Source organism: Bacillus sp. M5A3_1b (genome assembly GCF_053345335.1).
Genome location: NZ_JBKEZY010000010.1, coordinates 173,858 through 188,995 on the forward strand (window position 1 = coordinate 173,858; position 15,138 = coordinate 188,995).

General features: G+C 32.0%; 15 protein-coding genes and 1 pseudogene. 12 read left to right on the forward strand and 4 right to left on the reverse strand.

The features are described 5' to 3' along the window. Nucleotides 1–282: 282 nt before the first annotated feature. Nucleotides 283–918: a TetR/AcrR family transcriptional regulator gene (locus tag ACLBWW_RS23485; RefSeq protein WP_098077034.1), complete on the forward strand. Its 636-nt coding sequence runs from the start codon at nucleotides 283–285 to the stop codon at nucleotides 916–918. 64 nt (nucleotides 919–982) lie between these two features. Continuing rightward, complete coding sequence (locus tag ACLBWW_RS23490) at nucleotides 983–2,227, forward strand: MFS transporter (RefSeq protein WP_048546861.1); 1,245 nt, start codon at nucleotides 983–985, stop codon at nucleotides 2,225–2,227. 18 nt (nucleotides 2,228–2,245) lie between these two features. On the opposite strand, the gene ACLBWW_RS23495 is transcribed toward ACLBWW_RS23490, so the two are convergent. Then, nucleotides 2,246–2,719, reverse strand: coding sequence for a CDI toxin immunity protein (locus ACLBWW_RS23495; RefSeq protein ID WP_262721192.1), 474 nt, complete (start codon nucleotides 2,717–2,719; stop codon nucleotides 2,246–2,248). Nucleotides 2,720–3,645: 926 nt separating this feature from the next. Between ACLBWW_RS23495 and ACLBWW_RS23500 the strand changes: the two are divergent. Further along, nucleotides 3,646–3,855 (forward strand): annotated as a pseudogene (locus tag ACLBWW_RS23500) (hypothetical protein); the annotation flags it as partial. A gap of 720 nt (nucleotides 3,856–4,575) precedes the next feature. Here the strand turns inward: ACLBWW_RS23500 and ACLBWW_RS23505 are convergent. Beyond that, nucleotides 4,576–4,872, reverse strand: coding sequence for a hypothetical protein (locus tag ACLBWW_RS23505; protein WP_098077040.1), 297 nt, complete (start codon nucleotides 4,870–4,872; stop codon nucleotides 4,576–4,578). A gap of 205 nt (nucleotides 4,873–5,077) precedes the next feature. On the opposite strand from ACLBWW_RS23505, the gene ACLBWW_RS23510 reads away from it, so the two are divergent. The 3 genes from ACLBWW_RS23510 to ACLBWW_RS23520 all read left to right on the forward strand — a co-directional run bounded on the left by ACLBWW_RS23510 (nucleotide 5,078) and on the right by ACLBWW_RS23520 (nucleotide 7,399). Continuing rightward, nucleotides 5,078–5,788, forward strand: a complete 711-nt coding sequence (locus ACLBWW_RS23510) for a class I SAM-dependent methyltransferase (protein WP_447614272.1) — start codon at nucleotides 5,078–5,080, stop codon at nucleotides 5,786–5,788. A 120-nt stretch (nucleotides 5,789–5,908) separates the two neighbouring features. Further along, on the forward strand, nucleotides 5,909–6,316 hold the full coding sequence (locus ACLBWW_RS23515) for a VOC family protein (protein WP_048546870.1): 408 nt from the start codon (nucleotides 5,909–5,911) through the stop codon (nucleotides 6,314–6,316). A gap of 300 nt (nucleotides 6,317–6,616) precedes the next feature. Next, nucleotides 6,617–7,399: a class I SAM-dependent methyltransferase gene (locus ACLBWW_RS23520; protein ID WP_048546872.1), complete on the forward strand. Its 783-nt coding sequence runs from the start codon at nucleotides 6,617–6,619 to the stop codon at nucleotides 7,397–7,399. Nucleotides 7,400–7,574: 175 nt separating this feature from the next. Here ACLBWW_RS23520 and ACLBWW_RS23525 read toward each other — a convergent pair whose 3' ends face one another. After that, a complete protein-coding gene (locus tag ACLBWW_RS23525) occupies nucleotides 7,575–9,251 on the reverse strand; it encodes an alpha-keto acid decarboxylase family protein (protein WP_048546874.1) in 1,677 nt (558 codons plus the stop codon). 116 nt (nucleotides 9,252–9,367) lie between these two features. Here ACLBWW_RS23525 and ACLBWW_RS23530 point away from each other — a divergent pair, with 116 nt between their 5' ends. The 6 genes from ACLBWW_RS23530 to pepD all read left to right on the forward strand — a co-directional run bounded on the left by ACLBWW_RS23530 (nucleotide 9,368) and on the right by pepD (nucleotide 13,929). After that, complete coding sequence (locus ACLBWW_RS23530; protein WP_048546876.1) at nucleotides 9,368–9,850, forward strand: MarR family winged helix-turn-helix transcriptional regulator; 483 nt, start codon at nucleotides 9,368–9,370, stop codon at nucleotides 9,848–9,850. Between the two features lie 167 nt (nucleotides 9,851–10,017). Beyond that, the gene (gpmA, locus tag ACLBWW_RS23535; RefSeq protein ID WP_048546878.1) at nucleotides 10,018–10,755 is read left to right on the forward strand and encodes a 2,3-diphosphoglycerate-dependent phosphoglycerate mutase; all 738 of its coding nucleotides are present in this window, start codon (nucleotides 10,018–10,020) and stop codon (nucleotides 10,753–10,755) included. 335 nt (nucleotides 10,756–11,090) lie between these two features. Then, nucleotides 11,091–11,828, forward strand: a complete 738-nt coding sequence (locus ACLBWW_RS23540) for a type II toxin-antitoxin system SpoIISA family toxin (protein WP_116443030.1) — start codon at nucleotides 11,091–11,093, stop codon at nucleotides 11,826–11,828. Between the two features lie 112 nt (nucleotides 11,829–11,940). Continuing rightward, the gene (locus tag ACLBWW_RS23545) at nucleotides 11,941–12,066 is read left to right on the forward strand and encodes a hypothetical protein (RefSeq protein ID WP_000588712.1); all 126 of its coding nucleotides are present in this window, start codon (nucleotides 11,941–11,943) and stop codon (nucleotides 12,064–12,066) included. Nucleotides 12,067–12,141: 75 nt separating this feature from the next. Beyond that, nucleotides 12,142–12,318: a stage II sporulation protein SB gene (gene spoIISB / locus ACLBWW_RS23550; protein WP_046959435.1), complete on the forward strand. Its 177-nt coding sequence runs from the start codon at nucleotides 12,142–12,144 to the stop codon at nucleotides 12,316–12,318. Between the two features lie 141 nt (nucleotides 12,319–12,459). Further along, nucleotides 12,460–13,929: a beta-Ala-His dipeptidase gene (pepD, locus tag ACLBWW_RS23555; RefSeq protein WP_447614273.1), complete on the forward strand. Its 1,470-nt coding sequence runs from the start codon at nucleotides 12,460–12,462 to the stop codon at nucleotides 13,927–13,929. Between the two features lie 589 nt (nucleotides 13,930–14,518). Here the strand turns inward: pepD and ACLBWW_RS23560 are convergent. Next, nucleotides 14,519–14,989: a DUF5065 family protein gene (locus ACLBWW_RS23560; RefSeq protein ID WP_048546884.1), complete on the reverse strand. Its 471-nt coding sequence runs from the start codon at nucleotides 14,987–14,989 to the stop codon at nucleotides 14,519–14,521. Between the last annotated feature and the right edge of the window lie 149 nt (nucleotides 14,990–15,138).

Sequence of the window (15,138 nt, forward strand, 5' to 3'; positions counted from 1 at the left end):
AAAAGTGTGAAATATGCAATATTACATATTGGAACTCAACAAAATACTCCATTGATAAGTACATAGATCGAACGGAGGGCATCGTTCTTTTTCTAAAATGAAAGGTGACGATAAGAAACATGAGATACATTTTAAACAAATTGAGCGGACGTTAAAAAATAAAAATTTATAAAGGAAATAGAAAGTATGGTGTTGTATATGTACGATAATAGGAAACTTTTTGTAAACTAAACATATAATTTTAATAGACCGACAGTCGGTCTGGTGGGAAGGAGAACTTGAATGCGAACTGTAAAGGAGTATGAGGAGCGTAGAAAGGAAATTTTAGAAACAGCTGAGCGTTTGTTTCTTACGAAAGGTTATACGAAAACAACCGTGAATGATATTTTAAAAGAAATTGGTATAGCAAAGGGGACGTTTTATCATTATTTTAAGTCGAAGGAGGAAGTAATGGATGAAATCATTATGAGGATTATTAAAGAGGATGTCACTAAGGCGAAAAGGATTGTCTCCAATCCCGATATCCCCGTTTTAGATAAGTTATTTAAAATTTTAATGGAACAATCACCAAAATCAGGAGATGTCAAAGAAAAAATGATTGAACAATTCCATCAACCAAATAATGCAGAGATGCATCAGAAAAGTTTAGTGCAATCCATTATACATTTATCTCCTGTATTAACGGAAGTTTTAGAGCAAGGAATAGAAGAAGGCATATTTTCTACTCCATACCCACAAGAAATAATTGAATTATTACTCTCTTCAGCACAAGTCATATTTGATGATGGTTTATTCCAGTGGAAACCGGAAGAAATGATGAGAAGAGCTAAGGCTTATATTAAAATGATGGAAGTATCTGTTGGAGCGAAAGAAGGGTCCTTTGATTATATGATCGAGGTTTTAATGAAACAGAAATAGTTTTTTTCTGTTTGGGTATTATAGACCGGCAGTCGGTCTAGACTAAATGAAGGATGTGATGAGGATGCCAGCAAGTATTCAATCTTCCTTGAAAGATTTTCACTTAATGGTAAGTGGTCAAATTATTACTATTTTAGGTTCAACACTATTACGTTTTGCACTGTCTTTATATGTGCTAGATATAACAGGACGTGCCGATATATTTGCAGGGTTATATGCCATAACGAGTATCCCGTTTTTGTTAGCTCCTCTTGGCGGAGCGATAGCAGATCGTTTCAACCGCCGTAATGTAATGGTCATTTTGGATTTTATAAATGCTGCTATTGTATTAAGTTTTATAGTTTTGTTATTAACTGAATCGGTATCTATTTTATTGATTGGAACAATTATGTTTTTACTAGCAGTCGTTAGTGCAATGAACTCACCAGTTGTTATGGCAAGTATTCCGCAATTAGTTCCAGAGAAAAAGTTAGAACAAGCAAACGGTATCATAAATGGTGTGCAAGCATTATCTAATATAGTTGCACCTGTACTAGGAGGAATATTATACGGCATAATTGGTTTGAAAATGCTCGTAATAACAAGTTGTCTTGCTTTCTTTTTATCTGCGATTTTAGAAATGTTTATTACAATACCATTTATAAAAAGAATACAGGAAGGCCATATCGTACCGACAATTGTAAACGATATGAAAGAAGGTTTTCTTTATGTTTTAAAGCAACCTTTTATTTTGAAGGCTATGTTACTTGCAGCTTTACTAAACTTAATTTTGACACCGTTATTTGTTGTTGGGGGACCTATTATATTACGAGTAACTATGCAGAGTAGCGATACGATGTATGGAATTGGAATGGGATTAATTGATTTTGCAACCATATTAGGGGCATTGTCAATCGGTTTCTTTGCTAAAAAGTTACAGATGAAAACATTATATAATTGGATGCTTATCATAGCTTTATTGGTAATACCAGTGGCACTATCAGTTACACCGTATATTCTTAATTTAGGATACTATCCACCATTTATCCTCTTTATACTTTCTTCTCTTCTAATCGCAATGATTATGACAATTGTATCCATCTATGTGATTACTGTAGTCCAAAAGAAAACACCAAATGAAAATCTAGGAAAAGTGATGGCATTTATAACAGCGGTATCTCAATGTATGGCACCAATTGGGCAAGTCGTATATGGTTTTATGTTTGAAGGATTCAGTACGAAAATTTATTTACCTATATTTTCTATTAGTTTCATAATGATAATAATAGCGGTGGTGACGAAGAAAATATTATCGAATGAAGGGAACTAGCTTTATATGCTTAGAGTATTAGCGAAACCCAACCCTAATCAATTCTTCATTATTCATTTCAATTACGAATCTATATTCTTTGTCTAATAGCCAGTAATAAAAACTGACTGCATCAACGTCAACTAGTGATTGGAATACTTTATCAAGATTTGTACTTACTACAGGGATCTCATAGTTATCCCATATTATAAAAATCTGTTCATCAAAATCTAGTTGGTTTGCTCTAATAAGGGAAATTAGTTGTTCTTTGTTCGAAGCTATGAATTGATTATCTATCTGTTCCCAATCTATTCTTCCCGAGACAGTTATAGGAAATGAATTCATTAAAATAGTAGCAATCTGCTGGCTTTTTTCTTGGAGGAAAATGACAGTTTCGTTTCCTAGGGATTTAAGGCATTCATTAAACAAAGGGTTTGTATCATTTCTGTTTTTTGTTTTCAGTGCTCTTAACTTTTGTCGCAATTTCCATTGTCTTGACGATCTATCATCCATTTTTAACATTCCTTATACAATTATTTAAGAATGAGTATAGCATATAAAGGAAGTCTTTATGAAAAGGAACTTTTTAAATATAAATTAAACAAAAGCGTTATTTGAAAAAAGGGCCTTTTAAGGAAAGATAAGAGGCCATTAAAAAATATAACAACATGAGAATTTTATATTATGTATATACAATTTAAAGAGTTAGTGGAAATAATAAAATGTATAAAATTCTTATAAAAAAGCCCTAGGATTAGAGGATCTAGGGCTTCCTCTGTTGGTATATCTCACACGACATTATAAAAAGAAAAGAACTTAATGAAGATAACACATGAATGTTTCGTAAATGTATCAAAAAAGTGAACAAAAACGTTATTTTAAGGACCATGATATATCATCAAGGGCTTTATAAATATAACTATACATTCGGTAAAAGAGATATTTTAGATTGTATTTTTGTTTCCAGTTAATAATAATCACCCCTCATACAAACAGTTTAATTATATTATAGAGTTATTAATGCGAATGTTAAGAAACTTTGATATGAATTAAGGTGAATTTAAACAAAATAGTTATTGTAATAAAAAAGCAGTTAGCTTTCGCTAGGTGGGAGTTCTTTTTATGTAATTTAGATAAAGAAACTAGCCATTAAAAATATAGCCCCTATCAAAATTAGAGAATCAACTAAAATCAAGAACTGTTTTTTCTGTGGCTTTCGAAATTCCTTTATTAATCTAAAAACTGCACTTATTCCGAAACAGATGTATAACAAAATCATTATTGTTTTTAACATTACTAACACTCCTAATATATTAATCATTTAATTATATAACGAAAAATATATCCATGTAAGTTTTTAACAAAATCCTTATTTTAGAGAAAGGGATTGTCTGAGATGAGTTTCGGCTAAGCGCTAAATAAAATAAATGAAGATATATATGCAGGCGAGGAAAATGCTGAAAATTATTAAACCAACAAAAGCAAACGTTTTAGCTGTACCTTTCGGAGCAAAAATAGCTAAAACGATTGAGATAGGTATTAAAATTAAAAAAGGACCAGCAAAATATAGATTAAAAAATAAGAATCCAGTTAAAAACATTGAAATGAAACCAAAGTATTCTCTCATTGTGTTATCCCTTCTTAAAAAGTGGAGTATGGCAGATTATATCATTGAGAAAATGAATCAAAATGATTATGTAATAAAATTTTGATTTGGAGTAAATGGAATTGTTATAAATGTATGTCAGCTAGCCCCAAACATAGCCCTGATGATAATAGTAATAATAATGGAAAAGAAAGGGTGGAAAATACTTACAAGTGTAAAAACTATAATAGCAAAATTCCTTCCTATCCCTTTTGGAGCAAAAATAATTAAAACTAGTGATATAAATATTAAATAAATTAAATTACTATCACTATAAAAATTGAAAAATACGATAATAGTTAGCAAAATTGAAATGAAACCGAAGTATTTTCTCATTACTTTAGCCTTTCTTGAAAAAATAAATAATACAGATTATACCATATATGAATAAGATTGAAGTGGAATTGTTACAAAGAAGAATAAGTGAACTTGAATTAGAAAATAATCAACTGAAAGGTATAAATAAGTTTTCTTAATAAAAAATTTACTTTGTTTTATTATAAAACCAAAAAAGAGCACTTTATTAAGTGCTCTCGTGACGAGATCCATTTTATTAAGAAAACTTTATAAAGAAAGGAACACAGAGTATTATATACGTTTCTTGTCAATTGAGTGTATTTTTACAGACAAAGAGCAGCCAGCAAAAGCTAACTGCTCGGTTCTTCAGGGGAATTGGAGACTAGTGTATCTATAGTATTGAGTTTTATTCGTGGGAGAATGAAGTTTAACTTAATGCATAGCCAACAATCAAAGTTAGTGTTAAAAACACTGATAATAAAAGTGTTAGTAGAACTGTTGTTATGCTTCTAAGCATCATAACCCAATTATCTACTTTAGAAAATCCTTTCATACCAGCAAAAAAAGTTCCTATTGCTAAAACTAGTAATATAAACAAAGGGTGAATGTGTAATAAATCCGTGAAAAATTTGAATAGTTCAAGTGGAATTTCAAAATATAAACAGAATAGCCCAACGCAAACCAAAGAACAAATAAAGGACCATAGATTGATGTTATGCTTCATAGCTTTCTCCTATGTTATCAAAATAGTTTTACTCAATTTTAATGGAAAATAAAAGAAAAAGATAGCGTTTATAAATCAAAATGAATTTTTCAACAAAATAATCCTTTGAATAGAAAGTGAAGTAATGTAGGAGTTTTTTTCTTTGTTTGAAAGTTCGAAAAGATATATAATAATTTTCTGACTATTAATTCGTGGAGGGGTATTAATGAAAAATGAAACGTTACACACACAAGAAGACATGTTAAAAATGCTTGATTCATTATTAAGACCTGCAGAACCATTTTGGAATGAGTTTTATGAGAATAGAGAAAAGGATGTTCCGTTTTTTAAAAATGTTCCAGATGAGAATCTAGTTTCGTATATACAAAAAGAGAGAGTTTCAAAAGGGAAGGTATTAGAACTTGGATGTGGTCCAGGTAGAAATGCCATTTATTTAGCGACTCAAGGATTTGATGTAACAGCAGTAGATTTATCTATAGAGGGCATTAATTGGGCGAGAGAGAGAGCGTTAGCAAAAGGGATAGAAATTCACTTTATTTGTGATTCGATTTTTAATTTAGATTGTCAAAATGATTTTGACTTTGTATACGATTCAGGCTGTTTACATCATATTCCACCACATAGAAGGATACATTATGTGGATTTAATTAAAAAATCATTGAAACCGGGTGGTTATTTTGGATTAACATGTTTTGCAGCAGGTGATTTAGATGAGCGAAATGGATCAGAAATAACGGATTGGGACGTATATAGAGGGTGGAGTCTACAAGGTGGTCTTGCATATTCAGAAGAAAAATTAAGAGATATATTTGACGAATTTGAAGTGATCGAAATTAGAAAGATGAAGCAAATTGACCAACCAAATACTATGTTTGGAGAATCATTTCTTTGGACAGCATTATTTAAGAAGAAATAAGAAAGTAGATAATTGACAAACTCATCGTTTTTATAGACAATATATTTATAAGAATATACGTTCTGTTTTTGCTTGCCGGTGTATGTTTTGCATAAATACATAACAAGGGGCTGTCTCTATATGAGTAACACAAATCAAAAAATTACTACGTTTTTAATGTTTGAAGGTAAAGCTGAGGAGGCGATGAATTTTTACACGTCGCTATTCGACCAATCAGAAATTGTAAGTATCTCTCGCTACGATGAAAACGGACCTGGTAAAGAGGGTTCTGTCATTCATGCAACTTTTACGTTAAATGGTCAAGAATTCATGTGCATTGATAGTTATGTAAATCATGGTTTTACATTTACACCATCTATGTCTCTTTATGTAACTTGTGAGACAGAAGAAGAAATTGAAAAGGTCTTTCATAAACTAGCACAGGATGGATCTGTACTAATGCCTTTAGGTTCTTATCCATTTAGCAAAAAGTTTGGCTGGTTAAATGATAAGTATGGTGTCTCTTGGCAGTTAACGCTTGCGGAATAAAAAATGTAATTTATTTGTTTAATGGGTTTAGTTCAGAGGGTGAAAATTTAAATAATATATAAAAGGTGTTCCAACCGTCAACAGGTTTGGAATGCCTTTTTATATGTAATTGATTTGCTTAAATGAATTTATATTTTTTCTATTTAGAATATTTTATTTTTCTTACTACTTTTTATCTGTTAATATAAATATAGAAAAATATGTATTAATTATTGGTTAGGTTAATAGAAAAAGGAAAGCATACATAGTAAATGATCTTACACTTAAAATGTAACAAGATAGCTAGGGGGAATAGTTATAATGGATACAACTCAACAAAACAGTAATGCATGGGATAAAAAGGTTGAAGAAGGTTCTAGATATACGCAACCTGTAAGTAGCGAGGTTATTGAAAGAAGTAAATCAGGTGAATGGGAAATCACAGTTACCACAGAAAAATCAGTTCCTAGATATTGGTTTCCAAAGTCATTAGAAGGATTAAAAATACTGTGCTTAGCATCAGGTGGAGGGCAACAAGCACCAGTGCTAGCTGCTGCTGGGGCGGATGTAACAGTTACTGATATATCAAGAAAGCAGTTGGAACAAGATAAAAAGGTGGCAGAACGGGATGGGTTAACTTTAAAAACAGTTCAAGGAGATATGTCAGACCTTAGTGATTTTGAGGATGAATATTTTGATATTGTTGTAAATCCTGTTTCTAATTTGTTTGTAAAAGATGTTCATCTTGTATGGAATGAGGTATCAAGGGTACTAAAGAATAGAGGTATTCTTATTTCAGGATTTACAAATCCGTTACTATGGATTTTTGATGACAATCAAGAGCAAAAGGGTATACTTGATGTTAAACATGCAATACCATCATCAACTCTAGATTATTTACCAGAGAATGAAGTTCAAGATTATGTAAAGTCTAATCAAACAATAGAATATGCACATACTCTTGAAGACCAAATTCAAGGTCAAGTTGAAGCTGGTTTAGTTATAACTGGTTTTTTTGAGGATGATTTTGGTGGAACTAGAATATTAGATAAGCATATTAAAACTTTTATTGCTACAAGAGCTGTAAAGTTAAAGCTAGATTGAAAGTTTTTGCTTGTTATACTGGGTTAGTTGAAGAATGGTCTTAAAAATAGGGAAAGTTCAATATATATCAAAAAGGATGGCACTTGCCATCCTTTTTCTTGTGTATTTTGAGTATATAAACAAGTTTCATATCTCTTAGTTGAAGTTGTCATTATTTATAGTTACTCTTTTCTTTTTAAGAATTTTGCTTGCCGAATCTTTCACCGAGTTTAGCTAACAATTCAGGCTGATCCCCTTGGCTCATTACAACTTCAACAAAGATAAGTCGATTTATATTAAAATTTATTTTAGTTAAGACTTCTGCTAACTCTGTTTCATTTTCCACTTTACATGTTAAGCTTTTTTCTTCTGAACTGAATACGTTTGCTAGTTTCGTGTAATCCCACATTTGTATGTCATTATACGGTTGATTTTGGCCGTGAATTGCACGTTCAACAGTGTATCCATTGTTATTAATTAAAAATATAATCGGTTTTAAATTTTGACGAAGTATAGTCGATAACTCTTGAACAGTTAATTGGAAAGAACCATCACCAATAATTAAAATATTACGTCGCGATAAATCAGCGAGCTGTGTACCGAGTAGAGCAGGTAATGTATAACCAATTGATCCCCATAATGGTTGTGCTACATATGTAGTGTTATTTGGTAAAGGGATAGCAGCACTACCGAAGAAAGGGGTTCCTTGCTCAGCAATTAAAACATCGTTTTCTTGTAAGAAATGGTATATTTGTTGCCAAAAACGTTTTTGTGTAACCATTTGAGCTTTTGGATTGAACTCTTCTGTCATAGATAGTAATTCTGAAATAAAGGGCTTAATTTCAAGTGTATCCTCGTTACGATGTTCGATTAAATCACTTAACTGTTGTAAAACATCTTTCATTACCACGGGTCCATATTTTTTATCTATAATTTTCACAGTATAGGGATGGATGTCTATAACTTGCTCTTTCATAAAGCCTTGTGTAAAGCCACCAGTAATAGTATCAGTTAATTTCACACCAATACTAATAATACAGTCAGATTCATCAATTCTTTTTCGTAAGTATGGAGAACTAACATCACCAGTATAAATTCCTATAAATTGAGGGTGTTGTTCAGGGAATATTCCTTTTCCCATACTTAATGTTGCGATAGGAAACCCAGTTTTTTCTACGAATTGATGCAAATATTCTTCCGCATGAAAACGAGCCACTTCAAAATCAGCTAAAATAACTGGTTTTTTGGCACTGTTTATTTTTGAAGTCGCATGTAGAAGCATTTTATCCAATGCATCTTTATTACTTAAAACTGGTTTATGTAAAATTGGTTCTGTAGGTTTATTAATTGGTTTATTATACACATCAATCGCTAATTGAATATGAACAGGGCGTTTCTCACTCCAACATGCCCGTAACACACGATCGATTTCTTCAGCGGCATGCTCAGGTGTTAATTTTGATTGTGCCACCGTGATTTCTCTATACATATTGGAAAAATGATCGAACTTTCCATCACCTAACGTATGATGAACGAGTGCTCCATTTTCCATTACTGTTGTTGGTGGTGTCCCCGTGATTTTTATAACAGGTACGTTTTCTGCGTATGACCCAGCAACACCGTTAAGGGCGCTTAATTCTCCAACGCCAAAGGTGGTAATAAGAGCTGCAATTCCTTTTATACGAGCATATCCATCAGCAGTATATGCCGCATTTAATTCATTACAATTACCAATCCACTTTAGCTTTTCATGTGCTAGTACGTCATCTAAAAAAGCCAAATTATAATCACCAGGAACACCAAATATATGCTCAATTCCTAATTCGCTTAGTCGATCTAATAAATATGTACTTACAGTATATTGCGATTTCAAATAAATCCTCTCCTAATTTTGCAATGAATATTTCAATAAACTAAAGAAGTTCTGATGTGTTCGTTAAAATATTCAATACTAGATTGTGTTATAATTTACATACAGGGGGAAAGTAGATGACACAACATAAAGAAGAACAGATGAATGAAGCATTAGCATTATTTTACTTTGCATATAAATCATTTACTGAAAAGCCAGATGAAATTATAAAAGAGTATGGCATACAACGAGTACATCACCGAATTTTATTTTTTATCGCACGATTTCCAGGGATAAGTGTAAATGAGTTATTATCACTGTTAGAAATAAGTAAACAAGCACTTCACGGACCACTACGACAACTTGTGGAAAAAGGCTTAATTGAGAGTAATGAAGCTACACATGATCGCCGTGTGAAACAGTTATCTTTAACAGAAATAGGTGTAGATTTAGAGAAAAAATTGAGCGATGTTCAAAGACAACAGATGAGTGCTATTTTTTCAAAATTTGGTGAATCGTGTGAAGAAAATTGGCATCAAGTTATGAATGAAATGGCAAATAGTCGATCAGGTTTTGATGCTTGGATATCAAAACGAGAAGTTGTAATCGATCAGAAATAATAAGAAATATATCTGTATTTATAGTTTGAAAAAGAACAAATTTTATCCATACATTTGGCAACTATGTATTGGTCATAGAGTGAATGGATAAAAAGATACATTACTAGATACTTTATACGTGTACGCAATGGAACAATAAAATTCACATTTCCGAGAGGGGAATTATTATGATAAAACTTGTACTTATTCGTCACGGACAAAGTTTATGGAATCTTGAAAATCGCTTTACAGGATGGACAGATGTAGATTTATCAGAGAATGGATTAAGTGAAGCGAGAGAAGCAGGAGCGATATTAAAGAAAAATGGATATACTTTTGATGTAGCTTATACATCTGTATTAAAACGAGCAATCCGGACGTTATGGATTGTACTTCATGAGATGGATCTTGCTTGGGTACCAGTACATAAATGTTGGAAGCTAAATGAAAGACATTACGGTGCATTGCAAGGGTTGAATAAAGATGAAACTGCGAAAAAGTATGGTGAGGAGCAAGTTCATATTTGGAGAAGAAGTATTGATGTAAGACCACCTGCTCTTACTGAGGATGATCCTAGATATGAAATGAATGATCCAAAATATAAAGCACTTAAAAAAGGTGAGTTTCCATTGACTGAATGTTTAGTGGATACGGAGAAAAGAGTACTTGATTATTGGCATTCAGAAATCGCGCCATCATTAAAAAGTGGTGAAAAGGTAATTATTTCATCACACGGTAATACGATTCGTTCGCTAGTGAAATACTTAGATAACCTTTCAAGCGATGGTGTTGTTTCATTAAATATTCCAACGAGCATTCCACTCGTTTATGAATTAGACGATGATTTACGTCCGATTCGTCATTATTATTTAAGTATGGACGGGGAAGTACCAAAAGGGGAAATTCCGAAACATATTTCTTTTTAACATGAAAATTTGAAACGCATGCTTGTCTACATATACAATGTAGATTCATGATAAAGTGAAACTTTAATCAGTGGGGGGTCATCCCCCATTGATTATTAGTTGAACCAATCGGGCTTTTATGGGCAGTTGATCCCCTACCTAACTTCTATGCTTTTGCAAAATTTTCAGGTGGGGGTCTTACTGCCCGTTAATGCGGGGTAAAAGACGTGGTACCTTCTAATGTATATGCGATATTGCTAAATTTAGAAGCTTGTCCACGTCTTTTGTCATAAAGAGGGCTACTTGTGCATGTAATGATATCGTGAGTAGTTTTTGAATGGAGGGTGATGTCATTGGTGATCTCTAACATTCGAATCGGCTTATTTATTTTAGCAATCGTTTTTCTCGTTCTTGTGTTCTTTTACTGGAGAAACGAAGAGTTGTACGAGGAGAAAAAGCAACGTATTAGAAAGACTTGGTATGGGTTGTTTATAATATCAGTCACCGTGTATTTCATGATAAAAGGAATTGATTTAACCCTCTGGAAAAACCTTTTAATGTTCACTGCAATGGTTATTTTCGTTGATATCGCATTTATTTTAACACCTAATATTTCCGAAATATGGGGAGCGAAATTTAGCGATATTGGCAAGACTGTTCAATCGATAAAACGGTCTTTAATTGCTTCTAAAGCAAGAGGGGAAATATATACAACAATTATTCAAAATGTCAATCCAACAATGTTCGGTACAATGGAATGGCATACGGAAGAAGAGTATACAAAAAGCTTAAACGCATTTTTAGATTCGTATGGGGAAAAGATTGGTGCAAAAATTGTTGTATTTGAAGCGGCAAAGGAATTAAATACTAACTTTCGCAGTATCCGTTCTCAATTTAGTATTATCGTTCCGTTTGAACACATTGAGCAGTTGAATGAGCAGAAAGCGGTACAAATAGAAAATGTCGGCATTATACCAGCAAAAACTGTGAGTGATGTTTTCATTGTTATTGATGGGAAGAAAAATAATCTGCAAGATCGAGATTTTGAAAATGTATATAATTTAACAATACATCATAGTTATTTTAGTAAATAAGGACAGGATTTTCTTCTGTCCTTTTCACTTATACATAAAGGTAAAGCAAATTTAGACATACTTGTATAAAATCGGACAATCATTCCTACACTAGCACGTAGAGGTGATTGTAATGATAAAAGATTATGACAATGATTTTTTTAAAGAAGATAATGAAGATACAACAGATTTCTCGTTAATAAAAGGAGATACTTTGCAGCAAGTAGAAGAGTTAGAAGAAGAATTAAAAAGAAAATGATACGTGTACACGTTGTCTACATTTGCGATATAATATAAATAGAAGATTGTATCTTTTTGAAAAGGGGGAGAAGAGATGGCTGAAATAAATGTACAAAAGTCTTCATTTTTTAAAGAAAAAAAAGAAGAACCAAATACAGATTTCTCTCTTGTGAAAGGTGCATTAACAGAAAATATAAATCGTTTAGAGAAATTGATGAATAATAGCGGTTCAAAATATATACGAGTGAAAAAAACAAAAGAAAATGCATAGTGCATTTTCTTTTGTTTTTTTATACGATTAAATATTTAAAGGGTGGATTTTAAAGGATGAAATAGAAAGGGAAAGTAACGAATCATGGTATAATGATAGCAGACTTACATATTATTTTGTCATTTTGAGAGGAGCTTAAAAATGTATTCTACTTTAGAACAATTAACAAAGCACCCTGTATTTTATCATTTTGCAGAAATTTCAAAGATTCCTAGAGGATCGGGTAATGAAAAGGAAATTAGTGATTATTTAGTGGGCTTTGCAAAAGAGCGTAACTTAGAAGTGATTCAAGATGAAGCAATGAATGTCATTATTAAAAAAGACGCAACTACTGGCTATGAAAATGTACCAGCTATTATCATTCAAGGTCATATGGATATGGTATGTGAAAAAAATCAAGCAACCGTACATGATTTTGAAAAAGATCCAATTGAATTACGAATTATTGGGGACATGTTATATGCAAATCAAACGACTTTAGGTGCTGATAATGGTATTGCAGTTGCGTATGCAATGGCTTTATTAGATTCAAAAGATATTCCGCATCCAGCACTTGAAGTAGTTATCACTACTGAAGAAGAAACAACAATGGGCGGGGCTTTCGCTGTTGATGCAAATCACTTTGATGGTAAGATTTTTATTAATATTGATTCTGAAGAAGATCATAAATTACTTGTAAGTAGCGCAGGTGGTGCGAAAGCTGTTGAAACAATTCCAGTAATTTGGGATGAAGCGCCAGCGAATACAGATGCATACCGTCTATATGTTGGTGGCTTAAAAGGCGGACATTCTGGTATGGAAATTGATAAACAACGTGGTAATGCAAACAAAGTATTAGGACGAGTATTACGAGATTTATCAGCAAATGTTCAATTTGAGATTAGTGAAGTTCACGGCGGATTAAAAACGAACGCAATTCCGCGTGAAAGTGTAGCTACAATTATATTAAGTACAGAAGATGTAGAGAAAGTAGAAGAAAAACTAGTATCTTGGACAAGAGTATTACAAGAAGAAATGCGTGCTGTTGATCCAGATGTTCACGTTACACTGACAAAATTGGATGAGAAAGTAGAAAAAGTATTTGCTAAAGAGACACAAAAGCAAATTATTTCATCATTATTCTTAATTCCAAACGGCATTCAAAGTATGAGCTTGGATATTAAAGGTCTAGTAGAAAGTTCAACAAATTTAGGTGTTATTGAAACGTTCCAAGATGAAATTAAATTACGTAACGAAGTGAGAAGTTCTGTGAGTAGTTTAAAACAACATGTTGCAGATGAAATTAAATGTATTGCCGAGTTAGTTGGTGCAACCTTTGAAATAGAGTCAGAGTATCCAGAATGGCCATACAATCCGAATTCACAAATTCGTAATTTGTTTGAAAAAGTGCATCAAGAAAAATACAATAAAGAGATTGAAATCTTTGCAGTGCATGCAGGTATTGAATGTAGTGCATTTGTGCAAAAGATGCCTGAATTAGATGCAATTTCATTCGGTCCAGATATATTCAATGTTCACACTCCAGATGAGCATATTAGTATTTCTTCTGTTGTGAATAACTGGGGATTCTTCGTTGATGTAATGAAGGGTACGAAAGAATTAGCTAAATAATATTCATAAAATGAAGAGTAGCCTATAAAATTTTATAGGCTACTTTTTTGTATAGAGTATTATTAGAAATTTATTTTTGCGTTAGTATTTAATTTTGGGTTTTATTTCTAGAGGAGATTTTACCAAAAACTGCTCCAGAAATTGCTCCGATTAAAGTCATAAAAATTGTACTCCATGCTGTAAATGACATTATTACACCTCCACATAATAAATTATTGTTTCTTAGCCTTTTGAATAGAAATGATAATTGCAACAACTATTAAGAAAATAAGAGGAGACCAAGAAAAGAAAGACATGTAATATTCTCCTTTCAATATTAATTTCAAATATTTTTATAGATAAATTATCGCATTTTTAAAGAGTGAACATATAGAATATGCAATATTGCATATCGAATTGTAGGCCATAAAGAAGTGAAAACGGTTCGTGAATAAAAATGCTAATTTATAAAGAAAGTAAGGATTTTTTCTAACCTTAAAAAGGGCAGACAATCAAAAAGCTCTCTACCTTATATAAGGCAGAGAGCTTTTAAAATAGTTTTTGTCTATTAACAATGGTATCCAATGTTTATTGGTGAGATAAACGTAAATTATTTTGAGATTTTAAAGCTGCCCCCATAATAATAATTTTCTCCAAGTTTCATAACGGCTACATATGTTCCTGGATTATAAACCTTAGTAATAGGTGTTACAAATCTACCATAATTATGTTTTAGACCTGAGTCATAAATGGTTTTATATCTATGCAAGTTTATTTCATTATTCTCATTTTCATTCAATTGATATATTTTTACAATACCAGTATCCTTACCACCAGTATATATAGTAACATCGAATGTATCTCCATGCTTTAAGTTACCAACTGCTAACTCTTCTATAAAATCTGCATTATGATGTAATAAAAAATAGCTTTGCCAACGCCAATTATCTGAAAATCGTGATTCTGTTTGTGTAAGTTGCGATTCAGCAGACACAGGTGGGAGCGTACCAATTGTATTCGAAAATAAAAATCCTCCAACAGTTAATGCACCAATAATTGTGGATTGCCTTAAAAGTTTCATGTTCTAAACCTCCTAGTTACTTAAGGATTCAGAAATCGTTTTGTGAAAAACTAGCTGTGAAATCTAATAGATGATAATATCTTCTATAATCATATTAACATTTATTGATTTATCAGACAAATTAAAAAGTAATAAGATTATATAGAGGA

Coding starts and splice junctions, on each gene's coding strand:
- ACLBWW_RS23495 (WP_262721192.1), bottom strand. CDS start 2,719: ATGGATGATAGATCGTCAAGACAATGGAAATTGCGACAAAAGTTAAGA.
- ACLBWW_RS23560 (WP_048546884.1), bottom strand. CDS start 14,989: ATGAAACTTTTAAGGCAATCCACAATTATTGGTGCATTAACTGTTGGA.
- ACLBWW_RS23485 (WP_098077034.1), top strand. CDS start 283: ATGCGAACTGTAAAGGAGTATGAGGAGCGTAGAAAGGAAATTTTAGAA.
- ACLBWW_RS23510 (WP_447614272.1), top strand. CDS start 5,078: ATGAAAAATGAAACGTTACACACACAAGAAGACATGTTAAAAATGCTT.
- gpmA (WP_048546878.1), top strand. CDS start 10,018: ATGATAAAACTTGTACTTATTCGTCACGGACAAAGTTTATGGAATCTT.
- ACLBWW_RS23545 (WP_000588712.1), top strand. CDS start 11,941: ATGATAAAAGATTATGACAATGATTTTTTTAAAGAAGATAATGAAGAT.
- ACLBWW_RS23515 (WP_048546870.1), top strand. CDS start 5,909: ATGAGTAACACAAATCAAAAAATTACTACGTTTTTAATGTTTGAAGGT.
- ACLBWW_RS23520 (WP_048546872.1), top strand. CDS start 6,617: ATGGATACAACTCAACAAAACAGTAATGCATGGGATAAAAAGGTTGAA.
- ACLBWW_RS23490 (WP_048546861.1), top strand. CDS start 983: ATGCCAGCAAGTATTCAATCTTCCTTGAAAGATTTTCACTTAATGGTA.
- ACLBWW_RS23530 (WP_048546876.1), top strand. CDS start 9,368: ATGACACAACATAAAGAAGAACAGATGAATGAAGCATTAGCATTATTT.
- ACLBWW_RS23505 (WP_098077040.1), bottom strand. CDS start 4,872: ATGAAGCATAACATCAATCTATGGTCCTTTATTTGTTCTTTGGTTTGC.
- spoIISB (WP_046959435.1), top strand. CDS start 12,142: ATGGCTGAAATAAATGTACAAAAGTCTTCATTTTTTAAAGAAAAAAAA.
- pepD (WP_447614273.1), top strand. CDS start 12,460: ATGTATTCTACTTTAGAACAATTAACAAAGCACCCTGTATTTTATCAT.